General features: G+C 60.8%; 16 protein-coding genes and 1 tRNA gene. 12 read left to right on the forward strand and 5 right to left on the reverse strand.

The features are described from left to right. Position 1: 1 nt before the first annotated feature. Both AC1RJY_RS02700 and AC1RJY_RS02705 read right to left on the reverse strand, forming a co-directional pair. On the reverse strand, positions 2 to 1,666 hold the full coding sequence (locus AC1RJY_RS02700) for a RecQ family ATP-dependent DNA helicase (RefSeq protein WP_498601211.1): 1,665 nt from the start codon (positions 1,664 to 1,666) through the stop codon (positions 2 to 4). 123 nt (positions 1,667 to 1,789) lie between these two features. Next, a complete protein-coding gene (locus tag AC1RJY_RS02705) occupies positions 1,790 to 2,410 on the reverse strand; it encodes a dihydrofolate reductase family protein (protein ID WP_011773686.1) in 621 nt (206 codons plus the stop codon). 102 nt (positions 2,411 to 2,512) lie between these two features. Here AC1RJY_RS02705 and AC1RJY_RS02710 point away from each other — a divergent pair, with 102 nt between their 5' ends. Then, positions 2,513 to 2,746, forward strand: a complete 234-nt coding sequence (locus AC1RJY_RS02710) for a hypothetical protein (RefSeq protein WP_143711609.1) — start codon at positions 2,513 to 2,515, stop codon at positions 2,744 to 2,746. A gap of 26 nt (positions 2,747 to 2,772) precedes the next feature. On the opposite strand, the gene AC1RJY_RS02715 is transcribed toward AC1RJY_RS02710, so the two are convergent. Then, a complete protein-coding gene (locus AC1RJY_RS02715) occupies positions 2,773 to 4,332 on the reverse strand; it encodes a glycoside hydrolase family 32 protein (RefSeq protein WP_498601213.1) in 1,560 nt (519 codons plus the stop codon). 222 nt (positions 4,333 to 4,554) lie between these two features. Here AC1RJY_RS02715 and AC1RJY_RS02720 point away from each other — a divergent pair, with 222 nt between their 5' ends. From AC1RJY_RS02720 to AC1RJY_RS02750, 7 genes are all read left to right on the forward strand, one after another. Continuing rightward, on the forward strand, positions 4,555 to 5,991 hold the full coding sequence (locus AC1RJY_RS02720; RefSeq protein WP_498601214.1) for a family 43 glycosylhydrolase: 1,437 nt from the start codon (positions 4,555 to 4,557) through the stop codon (positions 5,989 to 5,991). Between the two features lie 49 nt (positions 5,992 to 6,040). Then, positions 6,041 to 7,378 (forward strand): ABC transporter substrate-binding protein, encoded by a 1,338-nt coding sequence (locus AC1RJY_RS02725; protein ID WP_498601216.1) that lies wholly within the window; start codon positions 6,041 to 6,043, stop codon positions 7,376 to 7,378. Between the two features lie 46 nt (positions 7,379 to 7,424). Continuing rightward, on the forward strand, positions 7,425 to 8,306 hold the full coding sequence (locus AC1RJY_RS02730; protein WP_011773682.1) for a carbohydrate ABC transporter permease: 882 nt from the start codon (positions 7,425 to 7,427) through the stop codon (positions 8,304 to 8,306). Then, the gene (locus AC1RJY_RS02735; RefSeq protein WP_498601218.1) at positions 8,303 to 9,205 is read left to right on the forward strand and encodes a carbohydrate ABC transporter permease; all 903 of its coding nucleotides are present in this window, start codon (positions 8,303 to 8,305) and stop codon (positions 9,203 to 9,205) included. Before AC1RJY_RS02730 ends, AC1RJY_RS02735 begins: the two co-directional genes overlap by 4 nt. A gap of 38 nt (positions 9,206 to 9,243) precedes the next feature. Continuing rightward, complete coding sequence (locus AC1RJY_RS02740; RefSeq protein ID WP_498601219.1) at positions 9,244 to 10,323, forward strand: LacI family DNA-binding transcriptional regulator; 1,080 nt, start codon at positions 9,244 to 9,246, stop codon at positions 10,321 to 10,323. 64 nt (positions 10,324 to 10,387) lie between these two features. After that, a complete protein-coding gene (locus tag AC1RJY_RS02745) occupies positions 10,388 to 11,128 on the forward strand; it encodes a DedA family protein (protein WP_498601220.1) in 741 nt (246 codons plus the stop codon). A 361-nt stretch (positions 11,129 to 11,489) separates the two neighbouring features. After that, a complete protein-coding gene (locus AC1RJY_RS02750; RefSeq protein ID WP_498601221.1) occupies positions 11,490 to 11,978 on the forward strand; it encodes a DUF2306 domain-containing protein in 489 nt (162 codons plus the stop codon). Between the two features lie 261 nt (positions 11,979 to 12,239). Here AC1RJY_RS02750 and AC1RJY_RS02755 read toward each other — a convergent pair whose 3' ends face one another. Beyond that, complete coding sequence (locus tag AC1RJY_RS02755; RefSeq protein ID WP_210064523.1) at positions 12,240 to 12,524, reverse strand: DUF1905 domain-containing protein; 285 nt, start codon at positions 12,522 to 12,524, stop codon at positions 12,240 to 12,242. A gap of 811 nt (positions 12,525 to 13,335) precedes the next feature. On the opposite strand from AC1RJY_RS02755, the gene AC1RJY_RS02760 reads away from it, so the two are divergent. The 4 genes from AC1RJY_RS02760 (at position 13,336) to AC1RJY_RS02775 (ending at position 16,546) form a co-directional block, all read left to right on the forward strand. Further along, a complete protein-coding gene (locus tag AC1RJY_RS02760) occupies positions 13,336 to 13,569 on the forward strand; it encodes a hypothetical protein (RefSeq protein WP_143711608.1) in 234 nt (77 codons plus the stop codon). A gap of 545 nt (positions 13,570 to 14,114) precedes the next feature. Beyond that, positions 14,115 to 14,309, forward strand: a complete 195-nt coding sequence (locus tag AC1RJY_RS02765; RefSeq protein WP_498601223.1) for a hypothetical protein — start codon at positions 14,115 to 14,117, stop codon at positions 14,307 to 14,309. Further along, a complete protein-coding gene (locus tag AC1RJY_RS02770; protein WP_498601224.1) occupies positions 14,306 to 15,229 on the forward strand; it encodes a ketopantoate reductase family protein in 924 nt (307 codons plus the stop codon). The genes AC1RJY_RS02765 and AC1RJY_RS02770 overlap by 4 nt, the downstream gene beginning before the upstream one ends. A gap of 327 nt (positions 15,230 to 15,556) precedes the next feature. Further along, positions 15,557 to 16,546 (forward strand): ArsR family transcriptional regulator, encoded by a 990-nt coding sequence (locus AC1RJY_RS02775; RefSeq protein ID WP_498601226.1) that lies wholly within the window; start codon positions 15,557 to 15,559, stop codon positions 16,544 to 16,546. A 478-nt stretch (positions 16,547 to 17,024) separates the two neighbouring features. Here the strand turns inward: AC1RJY_RS02775 and AC1RJY_RS02780 are convergent. Continuing rightward, positions 17,025 to 17,101: transfer RNA gene (locus AC1RJY_RS02780), tRNA-Thr, on the reverse strand. Positions 17,102 to 17,159: the final 58 nt, after the last annotated feature.

A 17,159-nucleotide genomic window follows, 5' to 3' on the forward strand; every position in this document is an offset into this window, starting at 1 on the left:
CCTAAGCGGGCTTCAGCAATTCATGCTCCACGACGGCGGCACGGGACAGCGTCTTATAGCCCTCCTGTTCGAACAGAACAGTCATGACGTCGTCCTCGTGCCGCATCACCAGACCCGGACCCCACTCTTTGTGGATCACGGTGGACTGCAACGGGAACAGGTTCTCGGCTGTTGAGGTGAGGTGACCGGCGGAACCCGACCCCGCGTCGTCGTGAATTTCAGCGCACGCATCACAGTTTCCGCAAGGTTCCGGCAGGTCCTCCCCAAAGTAGCCAAGCAGGAACTGACGGCGGCAAGCATCCGTCTCGGCGTACGCGCGCATCATGGTGAGCCGGGACTGGTCAACGCGTTGCCGGGCCTCAGCCAGCTCGACGGCGCGGTCCACCAGCGTGGTCAGCTTGGCTTTGGAACTGAGCCGGGTGCCGCGCTTGCCTGTTGTGACGGCACCGCCTTCCTCCAACTGGTTCACCAGCGCGGTGACGCGGCGGGCGGGGAAGCCGGTGAGCTCCACCAAAGCGGTTTTCGGGACGGGTGCGCCCGCGTTCTTGATGACTTTCAGCACCGCTGTGAGCGCCTCCGCGTCCGGGGAATGGGTGGCGAAGAACTTACGCAGCCCCAGGTCTTCGGCACGGTAATGCAGTATCGCGGTGGCCGGTTCGCCGTCGCGGCCCGCGCGGCCGATTTCCTGGTAGTAGGAGTCCAATGACTCCGGAATATCCGCATGCCCCACGAAGCGGACATTGGGCTTGTCTATGCCCATACCAAAGGCTGTAGTGGCAACCACGACGTCCAGTTGATCGTCCAGGAATCTCTCGTGGATACTTTCCCGGTCAGAGTCCGCCCGCCCCGCGTGGTAGGCCTCGGCGCGGAGACCATGCTCGGTCAGTTTGGCCGCGTATTTTTCGGTGTCCTTGCGGGTAGCGGCATACAGCAGTCCCAGTCCCTCCGCCTTGGCAAGCGCGACTACCTGTTCCATCACAGCTTTTCGCTTGCCTTTGTCCTCCTGATGCCGGACAACATCGAGGCTGATGTTCGGGCGATCGAAGCCACGAACCAGAACCACCGGTTCCGTCATGCCCAGCCGCTTCACGATTTCGTCACGCACTGGTGGGGACGCGGTTGCGGTCAGGGCTATGACCGGCGGGTTACCCAGGTGTTCGCGGACGTGGCCCAGCTCGAGGTAATCCGGGCGGAAGTCATGGCCCCAGGAAGATACGCAATGTGCCTCGTCCACTACGAACATGGTGATGTCCAGATTGGCGATGCGCTCCACGGTTTCCCGCTTGGACAGTTGCTCGGGGGCGAGGAACAGGAAAGCTGCTTGGCCGGACTCTACGGCCTGCCAGGCTGCCTCCACCTCCGCATCGCTGCGGGAAGAATTGATGGCGACGGCGGCTCCCTCACCCAGGTGCTCTGCCAACCCGTCCAGTTGATCTTCCTGCAAGGCAATAAGAGGAGAAACCACGACGGCGGGTCGGCCCGTTTTGTTGTGAAGGTACAGCGCTGCGACTTGGTAGGTAGCAGATTTTCCGTAACCGGTGGGCATAACGGCCAGGACATCACGCCTCTCGACGAGGGCGGTCATGCCAGCGAGCTGGCCCTCTCGTAGCTCAGGCAAGGAAAAGGAAGAGGCCGCCAGGGCGGTCAGGGCAAGGTTATCGGACATTAAAGTGTGGCTCCGCGTTGTGGTTCCTGCGGCCACTTGCATCAGCCGAGGTGACCAGCCTAGCGCGGGCGAGGCTCCGCCGTCGTACGCTGTTTACCCGGTTGTGGATAACCCCGGGTGAAGTTAGCGCGGATCCCGGGACCGCACCTGATAGCTCAGGTGGGTGACGCGTGTTCCCGGAACGATCACGGGATCGTCCAGCACGATGTCCGTTTCCAGGTGCTCGAACCAGCGAATACCGCTTCCGAGGAGGACAGGCACCAGGTCTACACGGAGTTCGTCAATCACACCGCGGCGCAAGCACTGCTGCACAACGTCCGCGCCCGCGACGCCTATCTCCTTGCCCTCCGCGAGGTCGGCCGCGCGTTCCAGAGCTGAGTCCAGGTCGCCGACGAATTCGAACGGCACCGGCTTGCCGTCCCGCCGGACCGGTGGCCAATCCGCCGGGGGTTCCCGGTGCGTCAGGACAACGGTGGGTGACTCATTGGGCGGATGTCCGCCCCATCCCTTAGTCATATCGAAGATACGCCTGCCGGAGATGAATGCACCCTCCCTTGGAAGCGAGTTCCAGTAGGCGGCATCAGCTTCGCTGAGGTGAAACGGCACGGGATGGCCGGGCATCCAGGTTTCAACATTTCCGGCTTCATACCAATCGAACAACGGCCCGATTCCGTCGTCTTCCCGGGCGATAAATCCATCGAGGGACACCGAAAACTGGGCGGAAACGCGGCTGTTCCTGTACATGAGATCAGTGTGGTGGCAACGCCCGGGTTGTCAAGAATACTGCCCCCAGAGAAGGTAATCAGGCTACTTATAAACGGTGGCAGTTGTGCCTATGCTTATTCCATGGAGCCCACGTCAGCCATCCTTTTAGTGCTCATCGGTGTGGTCGTCTGGCTCGGTGCCACCATCCTGCCCTTGGCCCTCCTTCCCTCGTCGCGCGCCGAGGACGAGCACAAGCCCAGAGCACACCACCCCCGCCGCCCCAGGCGTGAGCCGCGCGCCGTCCACCGGTTTCGGCCATCCTCACTGAAGGTCCGCTCGGGGCACCACGCCCACGCGCGGCCACACGGCGCTTAGCCATGCGGCCGCAGGCTACAGCCCGGCTACAGCGGATTGCCAAACTCCCGGATGGTGATTCCGGAGAAGTTCGCAGGGCCACCGTCCGCATAGAGTGAGATGCCGCTATCGCCGTCCGCGAAGTGAACCTGCTGTGAAATTACAGTGTGCCCCGAGTTCACAAACACCTCAACGCTCTGCGTGTCCACGAAGATGCGTAGATGGACTGACCGGGCGTTGGCGTCGATAGGGGCTGCGGCCCGAGTGTACGGCACCAGCGTGTACCCATCTTGGTCTGAAGGCGCACGGTCGACGTATAACTCATCGCCGTATTTGCCGATATTGGTATGTCGGGATCCGTCCGGGGAACGGCCAACAGATACCCCGACGTTAGCGGCCAGGTTCCATGAAATGTGGACCTCCAGTTCGTAAGCGCGCCCGTTCCATGGCAGTACCAGACTGCCGTTAACCGTGCGGTCGGGCAGGGTCGTAGTGGCGGTGACATAACCCTGCAGCGCGCCGACCGGGGAGCTCAGCAAGCTGTACCAACCTCCGGATTGACGCTCCAACCGAAGTTCACGCGTCATGGAGTTCTGCCCGTTGTAACCGTCGGAGGCATCTGTGGGTACGTCGCGGGCGGCGTACTTCCAGTTGTTCATCCAAGCGATCGCCAGACGCTTCGTTTCGGGGGCCTCGACGGAGGGCCAAGTCACGGCGGCGTACCAGTCCCATCCCCAATCGAGCCACTGCGGAGTTAAGTCATCAGCAATGAACGCCGCGCCGTTCCAAGTACCCGTCCAATAGGCAAAGGTCATAGGCAGATCGACGCCGTATGCATCCATGCTCGCACCAAACACCCAATGCCGCGTGCCGTCGCCTGCGGTCATCTCAAAAAGATCAGGACATTCAATGCCTCCCAGGGCGTGGTTCGGGTAATCGAAGTTGGATTTCCAGTTCCAGTCCCGCAGGTTTGCGGAGGTGTAAAACGCTGCGTACCGAGCCCGTCCGATCACACACACCCACTCATTACGCGCTCCGTCCCAGTGGATCTTCGGGTCTCGGAACCACTCTGCGTTCTCAATCTCAGCCTGGGTGGCGGCAGATCGTCCGTCTGTGTTCACGATTACCGGGTCCGGGAGGGCGGAGAACGTGTAACCGCCGTCGGTTGACCAGTACAGGTACTGCTCCTGGAACTTTCGAATGCCGCCAGTTGGCTGAGTAGCCAGTGCGACTACGGTCCCGGCACCGAAACCAGCGGTGTTCGCGATGTCCACTACCGCCGATCCCGACCACACCGGGAAGTCGGGCTGCAAGGGCATGACCTCACCGTGATGAGTGAAGGCGACGCCGTCACCGGTAGTTGCGTGATCCCATCCACCCGGCCCGTTGTTCTGGCTGGAGTGGAGGTAGTAGAGCTGGTACGCGCCGTTGGTATGGACTGGACGTTGCGGATCACACAGCCAGCCGGAAGGCGGAGTCATGTGGTAAACAGCCCGAAGTGATGTCTGGGCGTGCGCGGCTACGGGGGCGGCGTTGCACAAGAACAGCGCGATGGCGCCAGCGCTTGCACCTTGTAGTGCAGTGCGTCGAGAGATGTCGTACGTCATTGATTCGTTCCTCTCAAGGTTCGGCGCAACAGCGCGCCGAGGGTCATTCAGTGGGGGAAGCCGAAGCTATGCAGGACCCTAGCGGCACGAAGTCTTGCTGGTCAAGCGTTTTAGCATTATCAAAATTACGAGGAATAGATTTTGCTAAAACGCTTGAATGAATCGGAAATACACGCTAACTTTCAGTGATCAAACGCTTTAGCAGAATGGACATCAGCGCCGATGAAACGCTCAGTCTTCTTCCAACCCACCCACGGATGGGTTGGCGACCTTATCCCTTTCGAGAAGGACGGGGAGTTCTGGCTCTTCTACCTTCACGAAGACCGCTCAGACCCGAAACCAGGCACCTCTTGGAATCTCGTCACCACAAAAGACCTCACGCAGTTTGAGGACCACGGCGTTTCGTTGAGCCACGGCAGTGAAAGCGACCTGGACTTCAACGCCTACACGGGCAGCGTCCTTGCGGACGCAGCCGGCGTCCATCACCTGTTCTACACCGGCCAGAACCCGCGAAACGTCGGCCCCGACGGCATGCCCCGGCAATTGGTCATGCATGCCACGAGCACGGATGGCATGCGAACTTGGCAAAAACACCCGGAGCTCACGTTCGGCGCCCCGGACGGCTACGAATCCGGCGACTGGCGCGACCCCTTCGTGTTCTGGGACGACAGCAAGAACCAGTGGAGAATGCTCCTCGCGGCCAGGCACTCCGAAGGACCGGAACGGCGCCGCGGCGTCATCGCACAGTGCGTGTCCACTGACCTGATGACCTGGCAGCACACCGAACCCTTCTGGGATCCACGCCGCTACATCACCCATGAATGCCCGGACGTCTTCCAATGGGGCGACTGGTGGTACATGGTGTACTCCGAATTCTCGGAATCGTTCACCACCCGATACCGCATGGCCAAGAGTCCCGACGGGCCGTGGACTGTGCCGGCGCTGGACAGCATCGACGGCCGCGCCTTCTATGCCTCAAAAACCGCCGAACGTGACGGGCGGCGCTTCTTCTTCGGATGGATTGCCAGCAAGGAAGGCAACGCCGATCAGGGCGCTTGGCAATGGGCAGGAACCATGTCCGTGCTGGAAGCGCGCCAAAATCCGGACGGGACGCTGGGGTTCTCGTTCGCAGATGAGCTCGTGGAGAGCTTCTGGGACGACGTCTCCGTGCCCCTGACCGGTTCGTTGCCGGCTCGGCTCCACGTCCCGGACGGTTACACAGCGATAGTCTCCGACGAGGAACTGCCCCAGCAGTTTTACGCCAAAGCGGTGCTGGACATCGCCCCTGACACCACCGAATGCGGGCTGCTGCTGCGCTCAAGCCACGACGGCGACCATTCTTACGTCCTGCGCCTGGAACCCAAGCGGGGACGGCTCGTCTTTGACCGCTGGCCTCGTACCATCACCGGCGACGCGCAGTGGCACGTCTCCGGGGACGTCCCGTTCGACGTCGAACTCGAGCGGCCCTGCGACCTCACCCCTGGCGAGCACACGCTTGAGGTCATCGTCGACGGCGACATTTGCGTCGCCGTCGTCGACCGTCAGGTTGCGCTCAGCACCAGGATCTACGACCTGACAGCTGGGAGGATCGGCCTCTTCGCGGGCGAAGGATCAGCCACTGTCACCGAACTTGAAGTACGTCAACGCACCGACCACTGAATATTCATCCCATCCCCAACCTCTGTTCCAATCAAGGGAGATTGCCGCAATGAACAAATTATTCCGTGCTGCCGCCGTCGCAGCCGTAGCTGCCCTGGCTTTGACAGCATGCGCCGGCGGAGGAGCCGCCAGCGACCCCTCCAACGTCAGCCCCACCGGAGAGATCAAGCCCCGCGAAATTTCCTGGTTGCTCTCCAGGCCCGCCGACGGAGCTGTCATCAACATCATGAAGAAGCTCGCAGACGACTACGCCAAGGACCACCCTGGCTTCGCACTGAATCTCATCACCACCCCGGACCGGCCCTCCTACATTCAAAAACTCGAAACCCTGGCCGCGGCCAACAAGTTGCCGGAACTGTTCGATACGGATGCCACCCCCTTCGCCCAGGAGCTGGCCAAGCAAGGCAAAATGGTGGACGCCGACAAGCTCCTGAAATCACTAAACGTCTACGACGACTACCGGCCCGGCGCACTTGACTACCAGCGCTTCGACGACGGCTCCCTGTACATGATCCCGTTCCAGTTCGAACTCGAGTTCATCTGGTACAACAAGGCCCTGATGGAAAAGGCCGGCGTTTCCGTGCCAAAGTCTCTCGATGACATCCCCGCCATGTGCACTGCCTTGCGGAATGCCGGGATCACCCCGATCGCCATCGACGGACAGGACCAGTGGCCGCTGGAACGCTACGTCGCGTACCAGCCGTTCCGTGAAGCGGGGCCCGACTTCGTCCAGAAGCTAAAGAAGGGCGAGGCATCCTTCTCGGATGAAGCCGGCCAGAAGACTGTGAACTGGATGGCTGACCTTGGCAAGGCGAAGTGCTTCCAAGAGGGCTTCTCCGCCCAAGGATATTCTGACGCGCAGAACCAGTTCACCTCGGGACAGGCCGCCATGTACAACATCGGCACGTGGGAACTTCCCAGCCTCGCCACCGACAAACTCAATCCTGACGTCCGCGACGACATCGATTTCTTCACCTTGCCCACCACTGAAGGTTCGGTGACATCTGCCAACGAGTTCGTCTCACCCTCCGGCATTGGCATGGCAGTGAATTCGAAGACCTACGATCCGTTGGTGAGCGACTTCCTGAAGTTCGCCTTGGAGAAGTACCCGGCTGAATACGCTGCCACCGGGGCCCTTTCTCCCACCACCAACGTACAAACGGCCATCCCGGCGAACGCGACTCCGCTGTACAAGAAGGCTCTCGAAACGGCCGACACCCTTGGGGGCAAGCAAGCCATGCCGTGGGATACCCAGCTGGACCCCACCACCAACGGCCGGCTGCAACAGGAACTCGTCCTACTGGTCCAGGGCAACATTACGCCCGAACAGTTCACCAAGACCATGGACGACGCCATCAAGCAGAACGCCCCCAAGTTCTTCAAGTAAACCGAAGCGGCGGGGGCTCCCAAGGCCCCCGCCCGAAAGGCCCACCATGCTACCCAACAGGTCAAGAACCTCGGTCCTGGTTTTCCTGCTTCCACCCCTGCTGCTCTACTGCGCAGCCGTACTCTTCCCGATTCTTCAGTCGTTGTTCCTGAGCTTCTTCTCCTGGAACGGCATCAGCGAGATGGAGTTCGTAGGGCTCGCCAACTATGTCCGGATGCTCACCGCGGACGACATTTTCTGGAGGTCCTTCTTCAACGCGCTCCTCTACCTGGCCATCTGCCTGGTGCTGCAGCTCGGCGGAGCACTGGTTGTAGCCAGTCTCCTCACGTCACTTCGCCGGGGCCGGGAACTCATCAAAACCCTCTACTTGCTGCCAGCTGTGATCTCCACCGTGGCAATTGCTTTCCTCTTTGTCCGTATCTACTCCATTGACCCAGTGGGCCTGTTGAACCAGCTGCTGCATTGGATAGGTTTGGGTTCCTTCGAACGGGCCTGGCTCTCCGATGTGAACACGGTGCTGGCCGCCGTATCCGCCCCCGAAGGCTGGCGGTTTACAGGGCTGTACATGCTCATCATTTACGCCGCCCTGATCGCGGTTCCCAAGGAACTCGAAGAAGCAGCTGTCCTGGACGGCGCCTCGAAGTGGACCCTCTTCACCAAGATCCGGTTCCCTTATATACGTCCCGTGTGGATTACTACCACCATCATGGCCACCACCTACGGCTTGCGCGGTTTCGACATCCCGTACCTCATGACCAACGGTGGCCCTGGGCAGTCCTCCGAGCTGCTCACCACCTACATGTACAAGACAGCCTTCACCAGCACGGACTTCGGCTACGCAAGTACCATCTCCGTCTTCATCGTGATCGAGTGCCTCGTCGCCGTCGGCCTCATCTTGTTCATGCTCAAGCGGAAGGCAGATTCATGATCACCCAGACAGCCCCGTCTACCCCGCGCGCTTCGACTCCGCCCTCGCCGGTTCGTCAGCGACGGCGGCGCAAGCCAAGCCTGTACCTGACACTCTCGCGGGTACTGATCATGCTCATCGTCATCGTCCAGGTCTACCCGCTCGCCTGGCTGTTCCTTACCAGCCTGCGGACAGAACACGACTTCGCAACCGGCGATCCGTTCGCTCTTCCGAGCTCGCTGACGTGGGAAAACTATGCCAGAGCCTTCGAAACGGGAGACCTGGGCCGGAATATCCTGAACAGCTTCATTGTCACCATGGGTGCCAACATCCTCATAGTGTTGTTCGGCATGATGGCTGCATACGCCATACAGGTTCTGGGATTCCGGCTGAGCCGCTTCGTCCGTGCCCTGTTCCTGATCGGGATCATTGTTCCGGTTCAGATCGCTTTGGTCCCGCTGTTCATCGACTACTCCGCCGTGAACCTGCTGGACACCTATCAGTCAATGATTATCCCCTTGGCCGGTTTCGCCCTGCCCATGTCCATTTACCTGTTCTCCTCCTTCTTCGAATACATTCCGCGGGAAACCTACGAAGCCGCATCCTTGGACGGCGCCGGACCTTACAGGATTTTTGGTCTGATCACCCTGCCGCTCTCACTCAACACCGTGGTCACCGTTGTCCTGGTGAACAGCATCTTCATTTGGAACGACTTCATCTTCGCCAACACTTTTGTTCTCTCCGAGGACTTGAAGACGATTCCCTTGGGCCTGCAGAACTACATCGGGGCCATGGGCAAAGTGGATTGGACAGCCACCTTTGCGGCCGTGTGCGTGACCATCACTCCGCTGCTCCTGGTCTTCCTGGTTCTGAACAAGGCCATGATCCAGGGCTTGGAAAGCGGGGCGACGAAGGGATGACCGCCATGGCAGGCGGATATACTCCAGAAGGAGGACAGATGATTTCGCAGGAGAAAAATTCGGGCAACGCGGCCGCCCCCATCGTTCATGCCGCAGTGGGCCGCGCCCATCCGGTGACCCTCCGCGAAGTCGCTGAACTAGCGGGGGTTTCCACTGCCACGGTCTCCCTGGTCATCAACAAAAAGAAGAACGCGCGCATTGCAGACGAGACACGTCAGCGGGTCACTGAGGCAATTGCTCAACTGGGCTACCGTCCAAATGCCATGGCCAAAACACTGGTCAGTGGAACCTCGAAGTTCATCGGGTTGGTGGCCGACGGCGTCGCCACCACGCCCTTCGCAGGCCAGATCATCCATGGCGCGCAAGACGAAGCGTGGAAACACGGTTACGCCTTGCTGATCGCCAATACCGAAGGCAATCAGGACCTCGAAAAAGATGCGATCGCCATGATGCTGGAATACAAGGTCCGCGGCATCCTGTACTCAACGTGGTTCCACCGACCCACCGATGTCCCGGAAACCCTTCGCGAGGCGGATTTCGTCCTGGTGAACTGTTTCTCCCCCGAGGCCGGGACGGCACGCGCCGTGGTGCCGGACGAAGCGCAAGGTGGACAGTCCGCCACGGACATCCTGCTCCGCAGCGGCCACCGGCGCATCGCGTTCATCAACACCACCACCCCCGCACCCGCCAAGGACGGTCGACTCCAGGGCTATAAGGACGCACTCGAAGCCGCTGGAATACCGTTTGATCCCGATTTGGTGCTCGAAGCGTACCCGGATCAGGAAGGCGGCTACGGCGCCACGCAGGATTTGCTCGAGCTTGGGGTTGGCGCCGTGTACTGCTACAACGACCGTATGGCCATGGGGCTTTACGACGGCCTGCGGGAAAACGGCCTCTCCATCCCGGAGGACATGGCCGTGGTGGGTTTCGACAACCAGGAAGTCATCGCCGCCCACCTCCGGCCCCCGCTTTCAACAGTGTCACTGCCCCACTACGAACTAGGCGCTGCGGGTGTTCGGATGCTGTTGGGCCTGGATGCCGCGCCTCTCGAGTCCGCTGTGAAGATCGCTTGCCCGGCGGTTGAGCGCGGCTCCGTTGCCGTTCATTCGCCCGCCTAGAGACCTGTTGTCATTGCTTGTTGCCCGAGGGCTTGGATAGGAATAGCGTTGAGGTGGAAGCCCAGTGGTCCCCCATCACTGGGCTTCCCTTTGGAACCGGCAGCTTGCGCTTCAGGCCTCTGTGGGGCGTCGCTTAAGAAAGGAGATCGACCTGATCAGTTTTCTTAAGGCGACTGCTGCAGCCGATGAATTGACCGGGATTGTCGGTATCGCCGCGCAGGTAATCGAAGCCCTCGGTGAATGGGGCGTGGGCTTGCTGACGCTTCTGGAGACTGTATTCCCACCTATCCCCAGCGAGGTGATCCTCCCACTGGCTGGATTCCTTACCCAGCAGGGAAGCATGAACCTGATCCTGGTGTTTGTCACCAGCACGCTCGGGGCTTACGCCGGAGCGATGCTCCTGTACTGGCTGGGATACAAGGTGGGTTTGGAACGGTCAATAAAGCTACTGTCAAAGCTGCCGCTGGTCGATCGGGAAGATTTCGAGAAGGCCGCCGAATGGTTTGAACGTCACGGCAAATCAGCGATCTTCTTCGGTCGGCTGCTACCCGGCGTGCGCAGCCTCATTTCCCTCCCGGCAGGTGCCGAACGCATGAACCTGGCGACCTTCAGCGTCTTCACTGTCGCGGGAACCGGTCTGTGGAACGCACTGCTCATTGGAGCGGGCGCACTGCTCGGCAAGCAATATCATTTGGTGGACCAGTACTCCCGATTTCTCAACTACGCCGTTTATGCAGGACTGGCTGCGCTCTTAGTGTGGCTCATCATTCGAAGGGTCAAAAAGCGCAAGGAAAGTACCCGCTAGCCCACCCACGTCCGGCGTCATTGTGCGGTCGGTTCAGAGCCGTCGGGTCCGCACCGCTGTTCTGTCTACCTTCATTTCTTCCAAAAGCTCTGAAACGGGATCGTATTCGCCGCGGTTAAGGAGTGCTACGAGAAGATTCGAGGTGCCAGCGTGCCGTGGATCTTCCTCATTGGCCTTGGCTTTACGGCGATGTTGGTGGGACTTCTGATGCGCATGTACGTCAAAGCGAATGCTGCCGCATCCAAGGTCAACCAGACAGGCTGACTCCTCGCCGCAATAAATCAGCGCTTCGTCGCTGCTGCCACAGTTCCGGAGCTGACACATACGGAAACAAGCAGCCACCGCCCAGTACGCTGGCCGTATGCCTTCGCCGTGGACCTTCCTCATCGCTCTGCACGCCATCGCAGCGGGCTACGCCCTGATATTCGGCGCCGTGAACCTGCTCCGCCGCAATAAAGGGAGCGCAGCGCACAAGATTCTGGGCCGCATCTGGGCGGTTGCCATGTACGTCGTCGTGGTCACCTCGTTCGGGATCCGGACCATCGATGGCGGGTTCAATTGGCTCCACGCGCTTTCCGTTCTGACGTTCTGCACCCTGACGATGGGCTTGTGGGCCGTCAGTAAGGGCAACATCCGGGCCCACCAGCGCTTCATGACCGGCAGCTACTTCGGACTCGTCGGCGCGTTCATCGGCGTCGTGGCCGTGCCTGATCGGAGGCTCCCCCAAATGGCCATCCACGACCTCGCAGGCCTCACCCTCTGGGTGGCCGCCCTTGCACTCACTGCCGGGCTGACCGTCGCCGGGCTGATGCAACTGCGCCGGAAGGCCGGGGTGGTGCCCCGCGGATAGCCGCGCGCACGGCGCTCTGCTGAACGTCGCACCGGCCGCTGCGGTCCTCGCCGGAATCAACATCATCCAAGCCAACGGCAGCGCTCGGGTATGTTACTACCGGCTGTTCCTCGACGCCGACTCGAATCCGCGCGATCGTCCTGAGACCTTCAAGGACAAGGAGCTGCGACCGCTGAAGGATCTCTAAGAGAGGTACGGTCGCCGCGGGTCGGCATGGTCTTTGTTGAGTCTGCCGAAGTTGATCTGAGCGGGATGACCTTGTCAGTTCAGGCGCCGAGTGAGGTGAACTTCTACTGTGTCACCGTCGTCCTTCCCGATGGCTTTGCGGACAGGAGCAGCCACCGGGAGTTTGTGCGTGCCGTCTCCCAGCGCCATGAAGGCTCCAGTAAACGGGTGCCCGTCTACGGTGCCGGACACTTTGACCAGTCCACGGGTTCCAAAGATCTTCGCTGAATCGGGTAGCTGGACACAAGTCCACGTGTCACCAGGCCGGACTTTGCCGAGCTGGGCGACGAAGGTGATGTTCAGTGGTTGTGGTTCTGCCATCTTCTCTTCTCCTGGTCTCTGAGCCGAAGTCCGCAAGAAGCAAAACACAAGCTGGACTGCTTTGTCTTGGATCTGCGGAGCCGTTGTCCCCGCGCCACCTCCGCCTCGCGGTCGTCACTCATGGGGCAGTGCAGTCCTTCTGGCTACTCTGACAAGTCGCGACGCGCGGTGGCGTGATGCACCCGTCGCGGGGGTTTACACAGGAGTGTTGGTCTCCATTAGCGTCAGAGCTCCAATGACCAACATGGGCCATTCCCAGCATCCCGGACCCGATGAAGGTGAACTCCCGACGCCTCGTTCCCCTTGCCAGAAAACAGCTGGCGCAGAGGCCGGCCGCCAAGACCCCCGCACCGGCCAGCGCCAAGCTGACCGAAAGCGGCCTGAAGGGAAAACTGTCCGTCAAATAAACGGCAAAACCAGCGCCACGATGATGCAAGCAACACCTATCAACGCAGTCAGCGCCACCAATGGACGACGCCGGAACTCATCGCGCACGAGGCCGCCACGCAGCATCATTTGTCCCCCTGACAGCTTCGATTCGTCCTGTTCATCTCAATTCAAGTCCTTGGTCTCTTCCCCGGGCTACCGTCGTGATGCCTGAGGGCAATGTCGCCCATCACAACGTAACTCTTAGGGGGAAACGTGAGACTCCGGGGGGTAGAAAACAGCAAGCTCTCCATCACCAAGACCCTCCGCACCGGCCCACCGAACTCGCTGGCAAATAGCACGGAGGCCATAGCAGCGGTAGTTGTTGCGTAGGCTCGTTGGTTCGTGGTGTTTCACTTGGTGCGCCCTGGGAGTATGAGGATCTGTGGAGAAAATTCTGATTGGGGTAGTCGGAGGCATTGGAGTGATCATCGGGGTCCTGATGATCATCAACCGTGCCTCCCTGACCAAGTTCATGTCCGGAGCGCAGCGATCCACCTTCGGCAAGGTAGGACACAGGGTTGCGGCCCGACCGAGCCAAGGAATGCTGGCGGTAGTTGGCGCCGGCGCCATTCTGATCGGTGCCGCCATAATCGTGCTGGTACTAACCCGTGCTTAGGCGGCTATCTTGCTGCCGGCCAGCACTCCGCTGCGTACTACAGGGACCAGATCCCGTTCCGCCGAACGGCCATGGCTGTGTCAGTCGCCGTGCCGGCATTGGCAGCCTTGGTGTCCGATTACTCGGTGCTCGCCCGGCCCCGCAACACCTTCCGGGGCATCACCGGAGCTGTCGTCGTGGTGATTTGTCTGACCGCCGCCGTGCTGTGCTGGCTGCTCGGGACCGAAGCCGTCCGCAGGGCCACGCACTGGGCCGAGCACACCACCGGTCAGTGGCAGACCGCAGGCAACCCATGTGGGCATTCGAGTCCGATAGCAAGCTGCCCGCCCCTTGATCCAGAGGCGGACTCGGAAGGCGCAAGAACGCCACCTGGACATCCGCCGGATTGTGACCGACGTGCAATCCGCAGGAAGTCACGAAAGCTGTCCAAGAACCGGTCGTCCGGCTTGATAAGCCACGAGGGCCGTGCAAACATCGGCATGGGTTTCGAAATAGCCGGATTTCTCTCGAGGCCACACCTTTCTCCTTCGAGCGATAGGCGACCCATGCTCCAGTTTCCGAGCACACATAAACCCCGGTACAACGACTTCTCGATCAAGGCCAGCTCCCACGAAGCCATCCGTGATGCCGGCGAACGCGCCCCCTTCAGCGCCAACAATGACGACAAGCTTGAGCTTTGCATGAAGGGGGCTGGAGCTACTGAAATCCGCTCCGGCCAGCATGAGAGGTTGAGGCCGTGAACATCCTTGTTTACGGCGCCGGAGGCATGGGTTTGTACTTCTCCGCACGCCTGGCCCAGGCCGGCCACAGCGTAGTGCTGAAAGCCCGGTCATCCACCCAGGACGCCAAACTGCACCTGTTCACCGGAGGTCGAACAGAAACCATATCCGGGGTAAGTGTGGTTTCTGAGATAGACCCGGTGGATGTCGACGTTGTCCTGATTGCCACCAAAGCCTGGCAGGTCGAGGACGCCCTTCTTGAGCTGCAGGGCAAGATCAGCAACGGGACCCCGCTGGTCACACTTCAAAACGGCATAGAGGCCCCCGAAGTCGCCCGGCGCATCTTCCCTGCCTCCCCGGTCATCGCCACAACCTGCGTTGTCATCGTCAAGCGCACGGCCCCACTGGCTGTTGAGCTTATCGGCGGAGAAGCCATCCTCAGCGCCGGACTCTTCGATGAGGTCGGCGCAGACACCGGCATCGCCGAGAGGGTGGTCGATGCCATCAACGAAAGCTCCGTCACAGCGACCCTTGCCCAGGACGTCCAACGCGCGCTCTGGAAGAAGATCGCCCTGATCGCTTCCTATGGCGGGGTAGGCGCCGTCTCAGGAGACCCCGTCGGGGTGACCCGCACGCATCCCGAGACCCGGTCAATGGTCCGTGATGGCATCGTTGAGGTCGCCTCGGTAGCTCATGCCTACGGCGTCACGTTTACGAGGGAGGACGTGGAGGAAGTCTTCTCGGTCTACACTGACGTCTTCGACCCTTCGACGACGTCATCGATGCAGCGCGACCTGGCTTCAGGATTGCCGTCAGAATTGGCAGATCAAAACGGGGCGATTGTTGCCCGGGCCGCCCAAGTAAGGGTGGCAACTCCAACCCATTCGTTCATCCTGAACTCACAGCTACCTCGGGAACGGCAAGCAAGGCTGAGCTCATGAGCGAGACTCCCACAGTACGGCGCATGGCTGTCCCGCCCCTGATAGCGGTCAGCATCGGGAACTCGGGCCGGCGTCTGATGCGGTGACATTATGGGGGCCCCTTCTGAACGGGCGAGGCTAAACGCCCCGACAGCATGCTGCCACATCAAGCCCTTCACCATTGACCATGCGTAATTCCGAACGTTGTGCCGGTAAAAGAGCTGCATGTGGCCGGCCCCGCCATGCTCTGGCCAGAGAGGCCAGCATTGCCGTGCTTTGTTTGAACGCTTATAACCTAAGTTAGGTTTTCCCGGCTGTTGTTATTTGACAACGCAACCTAGGTTATGGATGAACGAAATGGAACGGGACCTGATCCTCTCGCAGGCGATGTTGCTGTTGGGCGAAGCGGACGTGCGGATCACGGGCGGCAACCTCGATGCACTGTCTTTGACGCTCCCGGACAGCAGCGTCCGGGAAGTGAAGGTGCAGCTGGCGGCCACTCCCCCGACGCCCAGTAAGCTGCGGGCCATCCTTGAACGGGAGACTCGGACGCTGATTGTCACGTTCCGCCCAACCGAGCGACTCACCGAAGCGGCTCTCCAGGACAAGGTTGACCTGATTACCATCGCTCCGGTCTCAGTCATCATTGGCGGTGTTCAGCGCCTGGAACCACGCCATAAGCCCGAAGCCGTTGAGAAGACCCACGGGCGGGCGCCGTGGGGCCGGTGGGCATTGCTGCGCGCCTTGGCCCTCGCAGATGGGCCGCAAACGCAGCAGGAGCTCGCAGCAGCGGCCGGCATTAGCCAGCCGGCGGTGAACAAGCACCTGAAAACGCTGGGGGCTTTTGTCGACCGCGATCAGTGGGGCTGGCACGCCCACGACGTTGACGCCATCATCACATCGTTGCTGGCCAGCTACCCCGGGCCCCGGGGCGTGACGTCTTATTGGTATGGGCTGGATTCCGCTGCCGAGCAAGCCAAGAAGGCCGCCGAATACGCCACTGCGCTGGGCGCATCCCCTCTGGTCTCCGGGGACGCTGCGGCGGACTTTTACGCGCCCTGGCGGTTGCCGGACAGCGCCGTCGTCTACGTCCATGAAGCTGTGGATTTCACCGATGCCGGCTTCGCCCCCGCGACTCCGGAGGAAGCAACGCTTATCACCACCGTCCCTGAAGACTTCACCCTGTGGGCCACCGCGTCCCTGGTGCACCACTCGGATGGGATCCCCTTGGCCGACCCGCTGATCACGCTCCGGGACGTCATGGCCGGGGACGCTGTCGACATCCAAGAGGCAGCTGACCAGCTCCGCAAAGTCATCGTGGCGAGAGCTGCTCGATGAAGACCATCAACGTCATCTCCATGTCCAACGCAGCAAATCTCGGGTATCGGGCGCTGGCCGACGTCGCCGAAGCGGCAAAGGGCTTGGAGCCCCGCAAAGTGACCCACTAACGGGATGGCAGGCTGATTATCGACGTCTGAGAGAGCAAGACCAGTCAGAAGCCATTGCCGGTTAGAGGCGCTCAAGCTTCGGGGTTCTGGACCTCGGTCCTCCGGGCCTGGAGTTTTGGTCCGATGAACTGCCCCAGAACAAGCCAGAGAATCGTCACAACGACCACGGTTGTGCCCTTGGCAGGGTTGTTCCGGTCAATGGCAGTCCCAAGGTCTTGTTGCCTGGCTGCATGGCTCCCTCTATGCAGCCCAGGAGCCCGCTGGTGTCGTCTGGCTTCTTGAAAGCGTGTTGTCAACGTGTAGTGCCCTGCATTTCCGACACGAAAAACCCCTCCGCTCCGGACAAAATCGCCGGAAGGGAGGGGTGGTGGAGCCCCCTGTCGGATTCGAACCGACGACCCCCGCTTTACAAGAGCGGTGCTCTGGCCAACTGAGCTAAGGAGGCGCGCTCCGGTTACCCGAAGCAAAGCGCGAAAGAGCGCTAGATAAGGTTAGCCCAGACC

The sequence above is a fragment of the Arthrobacter sp. GW822-FHT05G07 genome (genome assembly GCF_058799755.1).